Consider the following 12755-nt stretch of genomic DNA (forward strand, 5'->3'; position numbering starts at 1 on the left):
TCCTCAGGCTTCCGCCCGTGCCCGGTGATCCTGTCCGTAGGTTCGCCATTCGGCGGGTGGCGGTTCGAAACCCTGAGGCCGAACCAACGACGGGACCTGGCGCGTGTCGAGTTCGAAATGCTGGTTGCGGCGCTCGATGCTCGGCACTGCGGAAATCAGCCGCTTCGTATAGGAATGCTGCGGGTCGGACAGAACCGATGCGGCATTACCGATCTCTACGATCTGGCCAGCATAGAGCACGGCGATGCGGTGTGCGATACGTTCGACGACGGCCATGTCGTGTGACACGAACAGATAGGCGAGGCCATATTCGTGCTGCAAGTCTACCAGCAGTTCCAGTACCTTGGCCTGAACCGAAACGTCCAGCGCCGAAACCGCCTCGTCAAGCACGACGATCGATGGATTAAGCATCAGCGCGCGGGCGATGCATAGGCGCTGGCGCTGGCCGCCGGAAAATTCGTGCGGATAACGCAGCAGGCTGTTTTCGGGCAAGCCGACCCGCTTCAGCAGCGCCACCATTTTCGCGCGCGTTTCGGCATCGATCCGGCCGGCGGCGGCGATCACCGGTTCGGCAAGGATGCTGTCGATCCGCAGACGCGGATTGAGCGAGGCGTAAGGGTTCTGGAAGACCATCTGCACGGAAGGATCGCTGCCGTCTACGATCGTTCCGTTGTTGGCGGAAAAGCTGCCGCGGGTCGGCTTCACGAGACCCAGGATTGCGCGGGCCGTAGTCGATTTGCCGGAGCCGCTTTCGCCGACGATCGCCAGCGTCTCGCCCGGCATCAGGTCGAAACCGACATTCTCGACCGCGTGGACCGAACCCGGCGAGCGGCTGAGAATGCTGCCGGCCACCTTGAAGCGCACCGTCAGGCCATCGACCGTCAGGGCAGGGACAATCGCCTCGGATTTTTCCCGGCTGAAATCGGAACGGGCGGCGCGGCCGGATTCGAAATGTGGCACGGCCTTCAGCAGATGCTGGGTATAGGGGTGTTTCGGCTGATCGAGGACGTCGCCGAGTGGTCCCTGTTCGACCGCTTCGCCGGCCTGCATGACCATGACCTTGTCGGCAATGCCGGCTACGAGGCCGATGTCATGGGTGATGAAGATCATCCCCATGTCGGTCTCGCGCTTCAGCTCGCCGAGCAGCGCCATGATCTGCGCCTGCACGGTCACGTCGAGCGCGGTCGTCGGTTCGTCGGCGATCAGCAGGCGCGGATTGCAGGCCAGTGCCATGGCGATCATGACGCGCTGGAGCATGCCGCCGGAAAGCTGGTTCGGAGTGTATTTGAGGCGCCGTGCCGCGTCAGGAATACGCACCCGGTCGAGCGCGTCCTTCGCGGCGGCCGTCGCCTGCCTGCCGGTCAGGCCGCGATGCAGGCGAAACGATTCCTCGATCTGGCGGCCGATCATCAGCACCGGGTTGAGCGAGGTCATCGGCTCCTGGAAGATCATGCCGATCTCGGAGCCGCGGATCTTTTCGAGCACCGGCTCGCCGGCTTTGGTGATGTCGAGAACGCTGCCGTCGGCGCGTTTCAGGGTGATCGAACCGGCAATGATGCGGCCGCCGCCGAAATCCACCAGCCGGTTGATGGAAAGAGCGGTAACGGATTTACCGGAGCCGCTTTCGCCGACGATCGCCAGCGTTTCGCCCGCATCGAGGTCGAAGCTGACGCCCTTGACGATCTCGTTGGCTTCAGGATTGCGGCCGAAACCGACGTGCAGGCTCGATACCGAGAGAAGCGGCGTCATGGGGCGGACCTCCGCGTCTTGGGGTCGAGGATGTCGCGCAGGGCATCACCGAGCAGATTGAAGCCGAGAATGCTGATCATGATGGCGACCGCCGGGAAGATCAGCATCCAGGGCGCATTCTCCATCAGGTTGCGGCTGTCGGCGAGCATCAGGCCGAGCGAGGAGGCCGGCGGCTGGGTGCCGAGGCCGAGGAAGCTCAAGCCGGCTTCGGTCAGCAGCGACCATGCGAGCGCCAGCGTCACCTGAACGGTCAGTGGTGCGACGAGATTGAGGAGCAGGTGCCGGGTCAGGATATAGCGGCGGCTGGAGCCGAAGGTGCGCGCCGCATCGACGAATTCGCGGGCCTTGATTGAGAGGGCCGGACCGCGCACGACGCGGGTGAAGATCGGCGTATAGACGATGGCGATTGCAGCCACGCTCGTCCAGGTACCTGGGCCGACAACGGCGATGATCAGGAGCGCTAGCAGGATGGCCGGGAAAGCGAGCAGCACGTCCATGATGCGCATGACGAGGCCGTCCCAGGCCTTGCCGAACCAGGCAGCGGTAAGGCCGAGGATGGTGCCCGCAAATGTCGCGATCGCCACTGAGCAGAAGGCAACGAGGAAGGACTGGCCGATGCCGTTCATCAGCCGGCTCGCGACATCGCGGCCGAACAGGTCGGTGCCCATCCAGTAAACCGCGTTCGGCGCGTGCAGCCTGTCGATGCGGAACTGCTGCAGCGGATTGTAAGGGGTGACGCCAAACATGCCGAGCAGTGCCACGATGACGTAGATCACCACGATCGTCCCGCCGATCCTGCCGCTGGAATGGCTGAAAATTGCACGCAGCATCGACATCAGTTGCCCTCACCGAGCCGGATGCGCGGATCAAGCGTCACATAGGCGAGGTCGACGAGCAGGTTGACCACCATGAAGTTGAAGGCGATGAACAGCACGCAGCCCTGCACCAGCGCGTAGTCGCGCTGCAGGATCGCTTCGAGGACGAGGCGGCCGAGGCCGGGCAGGGCGTAGATCTGTTCGACCAGCACGGCGCCGCCGAGCAGATAACCGAATTCGACGCCGCTCAACGTGACGACCGGGATCAGCGCGTTCGGCAGGGCGTGGCGCCAGATGACGCTGCGTTTCGGTACGCCCTTCGAGCGGGCGGTGCGAACATAGTCGTCGCTCAAGACATCGAGCATGGCGGAACGGGAGATGCGGGTGACGGAGGCCGCGAATGCAAAGCCTAGCGTGATCGCGGGCAGGATCATCTGTCCTAAATTGCGAAGCGGATCGGTGAACAGCGGCGTGAACTCACCCATCGTCGGCAGGATGCCGAAGCCGGCCGACAGCGCATAGATGATCAGCAGGCCGACGACGAAATTGGGGGTCGATTGACCGATCATCGCGAAGATGCGTACCGCCAGATCGGACATTCTTTCGTTGCGGGTGGCGGCGAATACGCCGGCAGGCAGGCCGACGAGCAGCGCCACGCACATGGACATCAAGGCAAGCTGGAGCGTCAGCGGAAAACGTTCGAGGATGATGGTGAGAGCCGGCTTGCCGTGGATGACGGAAATGCCGAGATCACCCTGGAGGACGCCCAGAAGCCAGCTCCAGTATTGCACCAGGATGGGCTTGTCGATGCCGAAATAGGCGGCGAGCGCCGCCCGCTGGTCGGGTGTCAGAAGACCCGCCTCGGTGCCGAGCATCGCGGTGATCGCGTCACCCGGCACCAGTCGAATTGCGACGAACACGAGGATGGAAACCCCGAGCATCACGAGCGGAAACGTCAACAGCCGTCGCGCCAGGTAACTCATTCGCCCACCAACCTCGTATCCGTCATGCTTTCGCGATTACTGCAACGTGACCTTGCTCAGGCCGAACAGAGAGCCTTCCGGCGTCGGCACGAAGCCCTGAACATTCTTCTGCTGTGCGGTATAGCTGTAGGACGTGTAGAGCCAGACCCAGGGCGAGACTTCGACGAGGTGCTTTTCGAAGTCGGCGAAGATGGCCTTGCGCTTGGCCGGGTCGGTCTCGACGCGGCCCTTCTGCATCAGGCTATCGAGCGTGTCGTCGATGTAGTTGGTGACCTTCTGCAGGTTGCCGGTCTTGGTCCAGTAACGGTTGTACATGGAATAGGGATCGGCACGGCCGCCGTTCAGTGCCACCGCCATGTCGAAGTCGCCCTTCAGCCAGGCGTCGACATAGACGTTGAGCTCCATCATCTTGATGTTGAGCTTGACGCCGATTTCGGCGAGCTGCGACTGCAGGACCTGCGCTTCGGCGGCTGCGGTCGCGGGTTCGCCATTGGCGGCGATCACGGTGGCGGTAAAGCCGTTCGCAAAACCGGCGTCGGCCATGAGCTTCTTCGCCTTGGCGATATCCTGCTTGTAGCAAAACAGCGCGCTGGCATCGGACGTGTAGCCGGGCATGGTCAGCGGACCGGTGACCTTGCCTTCGCCGACGGAAGCCGTGTCGAGCACGTCCTTGCGGTCGATGGCGCAGGAGATTGCCTGGCGCACGGCAAGCACGTCCATCGGCTTGCGGGACGGGTTCATCTGCAGCACGTGGTAGGCGAGAACCGGGGTGCGGTTGAGCACCAGGCTGGCTTCCTTCGGCACGAGCGTGGCGACCAGCGGATCGTTGATCAGCGCGAAATCGACCTGCTTGGTGCGAAGCGCCGCAAGGATCGCGGTCTCATCCGGCAGGACGCTGATGTCGATGCCGTCGATTGCGACCTTGCCGCCGGCCCAGTCCTTGTTGGCGGAGAGTGTTTCCTTGGAATTCGGCTCCCACTTGTCGAGCTTGAACGGGCCGGAGCCGAGCGCCTTGGTGCCGATCGTGCCGGCGGTGATTTCAGCTGCTGGTACGATCGCGGCGTTGATGCTTGCCATGGCGGTCAGCAACGGCACGTCCGGCTGCGACAGCTTGAAGACGACGGTCGCCTGATCGGGCGTCTCGATCGAGGCGATCGACAGGAAGTTGGCGCGCGCGGCGGCGGCGGTCTTTTCGTCGAGAAGGCGCTCGAAGGAGGCCTTCACGTCGGCTGCCGTCACCGGCTTGCCGTCCTGGAATTTTGCATTGGGGTTGAGCTTGAAGGTGATCTGCTTGGCGTCGGCCGCGAATTCCCACGAAGCTGCGACCGCCGGGACGATCTGCAGGTCCTTGTCGAAGCGCACGAGCGGCTCATAGATCAGTTCCAGCAGGCGGATCGAGGAAAATGCGGTTTGCTTGTGCGGGTCAAGGCCGGTCGCATCCTGCTTCCAGGCCATTTTCAGCGAGGCGGCGGATACCGGCGAGGCGATTGCGGTCGCGCCGATGGCGACCGCCAGCGCAAGGCCGGACAGCAATTTAGTCGAAAGATGTCTTCCCATTTTTATTCTCCCTCTTTTGATATCTGTTCGTCGTCTCGACCCAGCCACATTTGAGCAGCGGCCGTCATTCAGCAGCTTTACGCTGTCTTCCCATCAATTGCCTTGCGGAGGAAGCCTCCGGCATCGTCGAGCGCCACACGCGCCGTGTCGACATCCATTCCCGTCAGCGCGATCAGGATCGCAAGTTTGACGTCGTTGCCGGTCAGGTCAAGCACGCGGCGCGCCTCTTCCGTCGTGCAGCCGGTCGCCTGCATGACGATGCGGGCGGCGCGTGCGACGAGCTTCTGGTTGCTGGCATGCAGGTCGACCATCAGGTTCTGATAGCTCTTGCCGATGCGGATCATGCTCGCCGTGGTCAGCATGTTGAGCACGAGCTTCTGGGCCGTGCCGGATTTCAGCCGCGTCGAACCGGTGAGGATTTCCGGACCGACCACCGGCGAGATGGCGATGTCGGCGATATCGGCGATGACGGCGTCCGGATTGCAGGAAAGGGCGACGGTCTTCGCCCCGATCTCCCTGGCGTAGTTCAGGGCGCCGATAACGTAAGGGGTGCGGCCGCTGACGGCGATGCCGACAACGACGTCGTCCGCGGTCAGGGCGATATCGACGAGATCCTGCTGGCCCTGTTCCGGACTGTCCTCGGCGCCTTCGACGGCGTGCTGCAGGGCGTGGCTGCCGCCAGCGATCAGGCCGACGACCATGCCTTCCGGGACGCTGAAGGTCGGGGGGCATTCGGAAGCATCGAGCACGCCGAGGCGGCCGCTGGTGCCGGCGCCGATATAGACCAGCCGCGCGCCCTTCTGGAAAGCCCGAACGATCTCCTCGACGGCCTCGGCGATCTGCGGGATCACCTTTTCGACGGCTGCGGGAACGCCCTGATCTTCCTCGTTGATCTCGCGCAGGACATCGACTGTCGGCAGGAGATCAATGTCCATGGAGCGGGGATTGCGGTCTTCCGAAACCAGTCTTTCCAGTTCGGATATCAGCCGTTCGTCGCTCATGACCCTGCCTTCGAGATCGGGGTGCGGTGCAGCGCTTCGCAGAATCTGCGTCATACGATGTTGCTCCTCACCCTTCGTTACCCTTTCCTCAAAGGATTAGGATCATCCATTCCATGAGTCAATTGAAAATTGGAATATATTATTCCATGTGGCTCGGCTTTTTCAGAACGCGGGTCGCGGTTCAGGGGACTTTGACAGCTTGGCGGGCGAGGATGATCGCGCCTGAGACGGCATCGCCGTCGGCGGGCTTCAGGCGGCGGCGGACGTCCGGCGCCAGCCAGGCCTCGAGCGGACTCGACAGGCCGCCGAGCAGGGTAACGCGCGGGGCGCCTTGATCGAACAGTGTGCGGACCAGCGTGTCGATCTGCTCGGCAGCGCTTTGGACGATGCGACGGCCGGCAGAATCGCCCTGGTCGGCATGGCGTATGACCATCGGCGCAAGCGAGGCATAGTCCGTGGCAGAGGAACGGTCCATCCAGGCTATGGCTTCGAAAGGATCGTTCTGGAAGCGCTGCATGACCTCGATCAGCAGAGCGGTTTTCTCGATCCGTCCATCATGAGCGCGAAGCGCCAGCTGCACGGCTTTGAGGCCGAGATCGGCGCCGCTGCCTTCATCGGAAATGGGAAAACCGTAACCGCCGACGCGCAGGCTCCGCCCTTCGACGAAGCCCAGTCCGATGGAGCCGGTACCGGCGATCACGATCGCGCCGTCGCGGCCTGAATGGGCGCCGAGGCAGGCACCCATGCCGTCGCTGACGAAATCGATGCTGGCGAACGGATGCGGGATCGCCTTCAAGGCCTCGACCGACCCCTTGCGGCCGGTGCCCGCGAGGCCGACGCCCACATGGGTGCGGGCCAGTTTGTCAGGTCCGAACCCGGCTTCTTCGAAGGCGGCGTTAAAGGCGCGCGAGATCGATGCCCAGGCCTCTTCGATGCCGAGCCGCGTCGTGGCGGGGCCGGAAAGACCCTGTCCGAGCACGGCGCCGGATTCGTCTTCGATACGGGCGCGGCAGCCGGTACCGCCGCCATCGATACCCAGGAAAAAGCGTTCGGTTCCGGCCGTCATGCGCTGATCCGCTCGATATCGGCTCCGCATTGGCCAAGCTTGCGGTCGAGCTGTTCGTAACCGCGGTCGAGATGATATACCCGGTTGATGGTTGTTTCGCCTGACGAGACCAGCCCGGCGAGTACCAGCGAGACGGAGGCGCGCAGATCCGTCGCCATCACCTGCGCGCCCTTCAACGGCGCGCCGCCGCGTACCAGTGCGGTCGTGCCCTGTAGTGCGATGTTGGCGCCAAGGCGCATCAGTTCCGGCACGTGCATAAAACGGCTTTCGAAGACGGTTTCGCGGATCAGCGAAGCGCCTTCGGCACAGGCGGCAAGCGCCATGAACTGTGCCTGGAGGTCGGTCGGGAAGCCCGGATAGGGTTCGGTGGTGATATCGGTTGCCCTTAGCGGACCTTCGCGCGAAACGACAAGGCCGCGATCGCTCGGCCAGATGCTGACGCCCATCGCCTCCAGCACCTGCACGATGGAGGCCATGTTTTCCAGCCGGGCATTGGTGAGCTCCAGCATGCCGCCGGTGATGGCGGCCGCCACGGCATAGGTGCCAGCTTCGATCCGGTCGGGAATGCCGTGATGTTTCGCCGGCTGCCAGGTGGTTGAGCCCTGGACCAGGATGCGATGGGTGCCGGCGCCTTCGATACGTGCGCCCATGGCGACCAGGCAGGCGGCGAGATCTGCGACTTCAGGTTCGCGGGCGGCGTTGAGGATTTCGGTTTCGCCCCTGGCGGCGGTGGCGGCCATCATCGCCGTCTCCGTGGCCCCGACGGAGGGGGAGGGAAGCACGATGCGGCCGCCCTTCAATCCGCCCGGTGCCGAAGCGACGATCAGGCCGTTCTCGATATCGATGTCCGCCCCCAGTGCCGCGAGCGCCTTGATATGCATGTCGACCGGACGCGCACCGATGGCGCAGCCGCCCGGAAGCGATACGCGTGCCTGACCGAAGCGGGCGAGCAGCGGTGCAAGGACGAGCACGGTGGCGCGCATCTTGCGAACGGTGTCGTAGGAGGTTTCCTTCGAGACGATTGCCTTCGCATCGACGATGGTGGAATGGCCGGTGCGGGTGACGGCGGCACCATGCAGCTCGACGACGCCGAGCATGTTCTCCACGTCGCTGACCTGCGGCAGGTTGGTGAGCTCGACCGGGTAGGGGCTGAGCAGCGTCGCCGCGATCTGCGGGAGCGCCGCGTTTTTCGCCCCGGCAATGGTGACGGCTCCCTGGAGCCGATGGCCGCCGACGATCCGTAATCTGTCCATGACGAAACCTGTCGAAGAGGTGCGGTGAATCTCAAATCATTCTGCGCTTCCCCGAAACTAAACCACAGGGCGCCCCTGTCAATCATTCGGAATTTTTTATTCCTTTTGGTGGCGTTATCTGCGATAATCCATCCTCGGTTCGAGAATGGAAACGCTGTTGCGGACGGGCGTTGCGGTGATATCCTCCACCATCGCCAAAACCGCATCGGGAAGCTTCCGAAGGAACGCATGTCAGTCTTAAAGAAGATCAACGCGCAGCTCGAGGATATGGCACCGGCGGACCGGGAGATCGGCCAGTTCATCCTCGACAATCCGGACCAGATGCTGCGGCTTTCCTCTGCAGCGCTTGCGGCCGAGACGGGGCGCAGCCAGTCGAGCGTCGTCAAGTTCAGCCAGAAGCTGGGTTTTGCCGGCTACCAGGAGCTGAAACTCGCCGTCAGCGAGGCGAAGGCGCAGGAATGGCATGCGCCTCCGGGCATGATCCACGGCTCGATCGAGGTCGGCGACAGTTACCTGACGATCTTACAGAAGCTGATCGGCAGCAAGATGCTGTCCATGCAGCAGACGCTTGCGGTCAACAACGAGCAGGAGATCGAGCGGGCCCTGACGGCTCTCAACGATGCGCGCCGCATCCATATGGCCGGCGTCGGGGCATCGTCGCTGGTCGCGCGCGATTTTTCCTACAAGCTGATGAAGCTCGGGCGCAATGTGCTGCACGATAGCGACAGCCATGTGCAGATGGCGAATGTCTCGACGCTCAACAGCCAGGACGTGCTGCTGGCACTTTCCTATTCCGGCACCAGTTTCGAGACGCTGAGGATCGCCGAACTGGCGCGCCAGCGCGGCGCGACGGTGATCGCCATTACCGGCCTCAACGGAAATCCGCTGATGCAGGCGGCGGATATCCGGCTCTACACGGTCGCCGACGAGGAACGCGTGCGCTCGTCCTCGATCACCGCGCGTGACGCGCAACTGATGCTGACGGACTTGCTGTTCATCCTGCTCGTCCAACGCCAGCCGGACGCCAACGAATACGTCCATAACAGCGAACTTGCGGTCTCGGTCCTGAAGGCCAAGTGACGCAAGGTCAGGCGGCCAGGCGATGCCTGAGGCGCATCACCTTGAAGAAGCCATTCGGGAACACGCGCCGGATCTCCGCGACTTCGAAATCCCCGCGACGCTCGGCCCATTCGACGATCCGGGCGATGCGGAAGGACGAGCTCCACCCGACCCGATGTACCAATGGCGCGACGGCATGTTCGATCGCGCCTTGCAGACCGCGCCCGTCACCGAGTTTGCTCGCAACGATGATCTCGCCGCCCGGACGCAGGACGCGGGCGCATTCGTCAAGCGCCCGTTCCGGATCCGGGATCAGGGTGATGACGAAGGGCAGGCAGACGACATCGAATGAACGATCGGCGAATTCGAGGTCGTGCGCATCCATGACATGCAGCGATTGAATGTGAGCGAGCCCGGCGCGCGCAACCTTCTCGCGCGCCTTGGCGATCATGTGTTCCGAAAGATCGATGCCGGTGACACGGCAATGTTTCGGATAATAGGGCAAAACGAGCCCGGTGCCGACGCCGACCTCAAGAATGTCCCGTCCGGCTTCGGCGGCGAGCTTTGCGACGGTGCGATGCCCGTCGCGCAATAAGCCGCTATAGACCCGGTCATAGACCGGTGCCCACCGCTCATACACTTTCTGTTGATGTTCGGCGCTGTTGCGGATCACTGCCAAGATCGTCCCCCCTCCGGCTTGCCCTGCTTGGGCTGAAACTCAGGACGAAAACGTTAGTTCCGCTTCGCGACGGTTTTGCGACGGTTTTTTTGACGTTACAGCGCGCGCATTGCGTCGATGAACTCTCTCGCCTTTTCCCGGATGGAGGCGATGTCGGCGCCGGGTTTGTAAAGGGAGGAGCCGATGCCGAAGCCGGCCGTGCCTGCCTGCGCGTAGACGGCCATATTCTCGGGCGTGACACCGCCGACGGCGAGCACCGGGATCTCTTTGGGCAGTACCGCCTTCCAGGCCTTGATGACATAAGGCGGGATCGCTTCCGCCGGAAAAGCCTTGATCCCGGTTGCGCCGGCCCCGATCGCTGCGAAGGCTTCCGTCGGGGTCGCGACACCGGGCAGGCTCACCATGCCGGCCGCGCGGCTGGCCTTGATGACTTCGACATTCGCGTTCGGCGAGATGATCACCTTGGCGCCGGTCGCGGCCACGTCGGCAACCTGGGCTGAGGTCAGCACGGTGCCGGCTCCGATCAGGGCTTGGTCTCCGAAACGTTTGACGAGCTTTTCGATGCTCTTCAGCGGATCGGGGGAATTCAGCGGCACTTCGATGATCCGCCAGCCGGCCTCGATCAGCACCTCGCCGACGCTTTCAGCTTCCTCCGGCTTGATGCCGCGCAGGATGGCGACGAGATTGCATGCCTTGAGCGCCTCTTCGAAGGTCATCTCGAAACTCCTTTATTGCGCGGCTTCGGCCGCGATCAGCATGATGCCGCGTTTCGCGGCGTTTTCCGGAGCGGGCTCGACCGTCAGGCCGAACAGGGGCGCGATCCGGCCGTAGCGGCTGTTGAGCACGTTGTTGCCGACGATGCCGATCGTATCGCCGTTCTTGAACCAGCCGGCTGCACGGGCCTGGCGGAATTCCGAGCCGATGACGAGGCCGGACACGTAGTCGAGGATATTTTCCGGCTTCAGCTTGCCGTCCAGAATACCGGTGCGGGCGCTGAAGATTGCCGACAGGAAGGCATCGGCGGCGGCCGAATCGCTCGCTGCGAATTCTGCGCCGCGATCGAAACTCTGCCAGTCCGGCTCGGCGCCCGGCTGCGGTTCGAGAGCCTTGGCGATGAAGGAGTGTTTGGTCAGAAGCGCAAATACCTCGCCGGTCGCGTAGGTCTGGAAACCGTCGATACGGTTGTCCTTGATCCGTGCCCATTTGCTGTGGGTGCCGGGAAGGACAAGAGTGCGGTCGCGATCGAGGCCGTAACCGACGATCTGGGTTTCCTCGCCCCGCATGACGTCCGGAAACGGTTTTGCAGCCGGATTGCGCATGCCGGGCAGGAAGGTGATGACGGCGCCGTTTGCCAGCGTCAGCTTTTTCGTTCCGGCAGCAAGTTCTTCCACACCGCCAGGGGTATCCACATAGGGAACTTCCACCCAGCCGTTGCGGCTGGTGATCATGCCGCTTGCCAGGACCGGAAGCGGGCCGTGCGCCGAAAACCATTCGCCGACGGTGTCCATCAGTGCCGCTTCGAAGGCGCCGTTCCTGACGAACTGGATGCCGCCGCTCGATGTATCGCGGGTATCCAGCGTTTCGCCCGCTCCCGAGACCAGCATGGCGCGCAGCGAACTCGTTCCCCAATCGAGGATGATCGAGGTCGGTTTGGGCATGGTCAGATTCCTCCTGAAGCGGCTTTGGCTCCCTCGATAGCCTGCGGCGTATCGCCCTGTCGAGAGGCGACACGGCGAAAGCCTGCTGCTATATCCGGCGTGAGGAGATTTGCACCCACACCGAAGAGCTCGAGCGCCGTCTTGTAACGCTCGGCAAGTGCCGCGTGACCGACGATGTTGATTTTCTTCGGTTTGTCCTGCCCAAGCGCTTCCGAGATTTCCGCGCCGATCATCAGGCCTGCGAGATAATCGGCGATCTCCTCGGGTGCCAGCCGGTCGAACAGGACGAGGCTGCGCGCTGAAAAGACGCGGGCGAGGATGCGGCCGGGCAGGGTGCCTTGCTCATAGGCCGTCTGCACGCCGCGACGGAAGGCTTCGGGTCGCTCCTCATGGGTCGCCGGGATGAGGCGGGAGACAAGCGAATCCTTCTTGAGCAGATTGTGGATCTCGCCGGACATGTAGGTGGTGATCGCGGTGATGCGGCCAGCCTCCATCGTCACCCATTTGGCATGAGGACCGGGCAGCACGAAGATGCCGTCGGTTTCCGTGAGGCCGAAGAGCGACATTTCCTCGCCGCGCATGACGTCAGGCAGCGGTCTCGTCTGGGCGATGCCAGGCAGGAAGATCAGCGGCGGCAGGCCGTCGACCTCATGCGTAACCGCTTGGGCCAACAAATCCGCGGGTCCAGCCGGCACTGGGGCGAAGGGGCTTTCGATCCAGCCGTTGCGGCTGGTGACCATGCCGGAAAACAGGATTTTTTCCGCTCTGTCGATCCAGTCGCCAAGGTCCTCGCGGAGTGCGGTTTCGAAACCGCCGGCTGCGACCTTGGTCGTGCCGCGGTCGCTCTTCCTTTCTCCGAGCATCGTGTCGTCATCGAGAAGCAGTGCACGGAAGGCGGCGGAGGTCCATTCGATTGCAATATACATGGGGGAATA

At 63.1% G+C, this 12755-nt stretch carries 12 protein-coding genes; 1 reads left to right on the plus strand and 11 read right to left on the minus strand.

Translation table 11 applies throughout. From position 1 onward, the window contains the following. Positions 1–3: 3 nt before the first annotated feature. From ABCW43_RS14045 to murA, 7 genes are all read right to left on the minus strand, one after another. Entirely contained in the window at positions 4–1749 is a 1746-nt protein-coding gene (locus ABCW43_RS14045; protein WP_345925325.1) for an ABC transporter ATP-binding protein, read from the minus strand. Then, positions 1746–2585 (minus strand): ABC transporter permease, encoded by an 840-nt coding sequence (locus ABCW43_RS14050; RefSeq protein ID WP_345925327.1) that lies wholly within the window; start codon positions 2583–2585, stop codon positions 1746–1748. Before ABCW43_RS14050 ends, ABCW43_RS14045 begins: the two co-directional genes overlap by 4 nt. Next, positions 2585–3547 (minus strand): ABC transporter permease, encoded by a 963-nt coding sequence (locus ABCW43_RS14055; protein ID WP_345925329.1) that lies wholly within the window; start codon positions 3545–3547, stop codon positions 2585–2587. Before ABCW43_RS14055 ends, ABCW43_RS14050 begins: the two co-directional genes overlap by 1 nt. A 36-nt stretch (positions 3548–3583) precedes the next feature. Beyond that, the gene (locus ABCW43_RS14060) at positions 3584–5104 is read right to left on the minus strand and encodes an ABC transporter substrate-binding protein (RefSeq protein WP_345925331.1); all 1521 of its coding nucleotides are present in this window, start codon (positions 5102–5104) and stop codon (positions 3584–3586) included. A gap of 77 nt (positions 5105–5181) precedes the next feature. Next, positions 5182–6105: an N-acetylmuramic acid 6-phosphate etherase gene (murQ, locus tag ABCW43_RS14065; RefSeq protein ID WP_345925490.1), complete on the minus strand. Its 924-nt coding sequence runs from the start codon at positions 6103–6105 to the stop codon at positions 5182–5184. A 181-nt stretch (positions 6106–6286) separates the two neighbouring features. Continuing rightward, positions 6287–7171 carry a glucosamine kinase nucleotide-binding domain-containing protein gene (locus tag ABCW43_RS14070; protein WP_345925333.1) on the minus strand — a complete coding sequence of 295 codons (885 nt, stop codon included), beginning with the start codon at positions 7169–7171 and terminating at the stop codon, positions 6287–6289. Next, entirely contained in the window at positions 7168–8424 is a 1257-nt protein-coding gene (murA, locus tag ABCW43_RS14075; RefSeq protein WP_345925335.1) for a UDP-N-acetylglucosamine 1-carboxyvinyltransferase, read from the minus strand. The genes ABCW43_RS14070 and murA overlap by 4 nt, the downstream gene beginning before the upstream one ends. Before the next feature lie 228 nt (positions 8425–8652). Between murA and ABCW43_RS14080 the strand changes: the two genes are divergently transcribed. Next, a complete protein-coding gene (locus ABCW43_RS14080; protein WP_038543847.1) occupies positions 8653–9504 on the plus strand; it encodes a MurR/RpiR family transcriptional regulator in 852 nt (283 codons plus the stop codon). Positions 9505–9511: 7 nt separating this feature from the next. Here ABCW43_RS14080 and ABCW43_RS14085 read toward each other — a convergent pair whose 3' ends face one another. The 4 genes from ABCW43_RS14085 to ABCW43_RS14100 all read right to left on the minus strand — a co-directional run bounded on the left by ABCW43_RS14085 (position 9512) and on the right by ABCW43_RS14100 (position 12746). Next, a complete protein-coding gene (locus tag ABCW43_RS14085) occupies positions 9512–10162 on the minus strand; it encodes a class I SAM-dependent methyltransferase (protein ID WP_345925340.1) in 651 nt (216 codons plus the stop codon). 95 nt (positions 10163–10257) lie between these two features. Next, positions 10258–10878, minus strand: coding sequence for a 2-dehydro-3-deoxy-6-phosphogalactonate aldolase (locus tag ABCW43_RS14090; RefSeq protein ID WP_345925342.1), 621 nt, complete (start codon positions 10876–10878; stop codon positions 10258–10260). Positions 10879–10890: 12 nt separating this feature from the next. Then, complete coding sequence (locus ABCW43_RS14095; RefSeq protein WP_345925344.1) at positions 10891–11820, minus strand: 2-dehydro-3-deoxygalactonokinase; 930 nt, start codon at positions 11818–11820, stop codon at positions 10891–10893. Positions 11821–11822: 2 nt separating this feature from the next. Next, the gene (locus ABCW43_RS14100) at positions 11823–12746 is read right to left on the minus strand and encodes a 2-dehydro-3-deoxygalactonokinase (protein ID WP_345925346.1); all 924 of its coding nucleotides are present in this window, start codon (positions 12744–12746) and stop codon (positions 11823–11825) included. Between the last annotated feature and the right edge of the window lie 9 nt (positions 12747–12755).

Origin of the sequence: Neorhizobium tunisiense, assembly GCF_039631515.1 — a bacterium.
Lineage (GTDB): Bacteria > Pseudomonadota > Alphaproteobacteria > Rhizobiales > Rhizobiaceae > Neorhizobium.

Coding starts and splice junctions, on each gene's coding strand:
- ABCW43_RS14060 (WP_345925331.1), bottom strand. CDS start 5,104: ATGGGAAGACATCTTTCGACTAAATTGCTGTCCGGCCTTGCGCTGGCG.
- ABCW43_RS14080 (WP_038543847.1), top strand. CDS start 8,653: ATGTCAGTCTTAAAGAAGATCAACGCGCAGCTCGAGGATATGGCACCG.
- murA (WP_345925335.1), bottom strand. CDS start 8,424: ATGGACAGATTACGGATCGTCGGCGGCCATCGGCTCCAGGGAGCCGTC.
- ABCW43_RS14070 (WP_345925333.1), bottom strand. CDS start 7,171: ATGACGGCCGGAACCGAACGCTTTTTCCTGGGTATCGATGGCGGCGGT.
- ABCW43_RS14045 (WP_345925325.1), bottom strand. CDS start 1,749: ATGACGCCGCTTCTCTCGGTATCGAGCCTGCACGTCGGTTTCGGCCGC.
- ABCW43_RS14100 (WP_345925346.1), bottom strand. CDS start 12,746: ATGTATATTGCAATCGAATGGACCTCCGCCGCCTTCCGTGCACTGCTT.
- ABCW43_RS14050 (WP_345925327.1), bottom strand. CDS start 2,585: ATGTCGATGCTGCGTGCAATTTTCAGCCATTCCAGCGGCAGGATCGGC.
- ABCW43_RS14090 (WP_345925342.1), bottom strand. CDS start 10,878: ATGACCTTCGAAGAGGCGCTCAAGGCATGCAATCTCGTCGCCATCCTG.
- ABCW43_RS14055 (WP_345925329.1), bottom strand. CDS start 3,547: ATGAGTTACCTGGCGCGACGGCTGTTGACGTTTCCGCTCGTGATGCTC.
- murQ (WP_345925490.1), bottom strand. CDS start 6,105: ATGAGCGACGAACGGCTGATATCCGAACTGGAAAGACTGGTTTCGGAA.
- ABCW43_RS14095 (WP_345925344.1), bottom strand. CDS start 11,820: ATGCCCAAACCGACCTCGATCATCCTCGATTGGGGAACGAGTTCGCTG.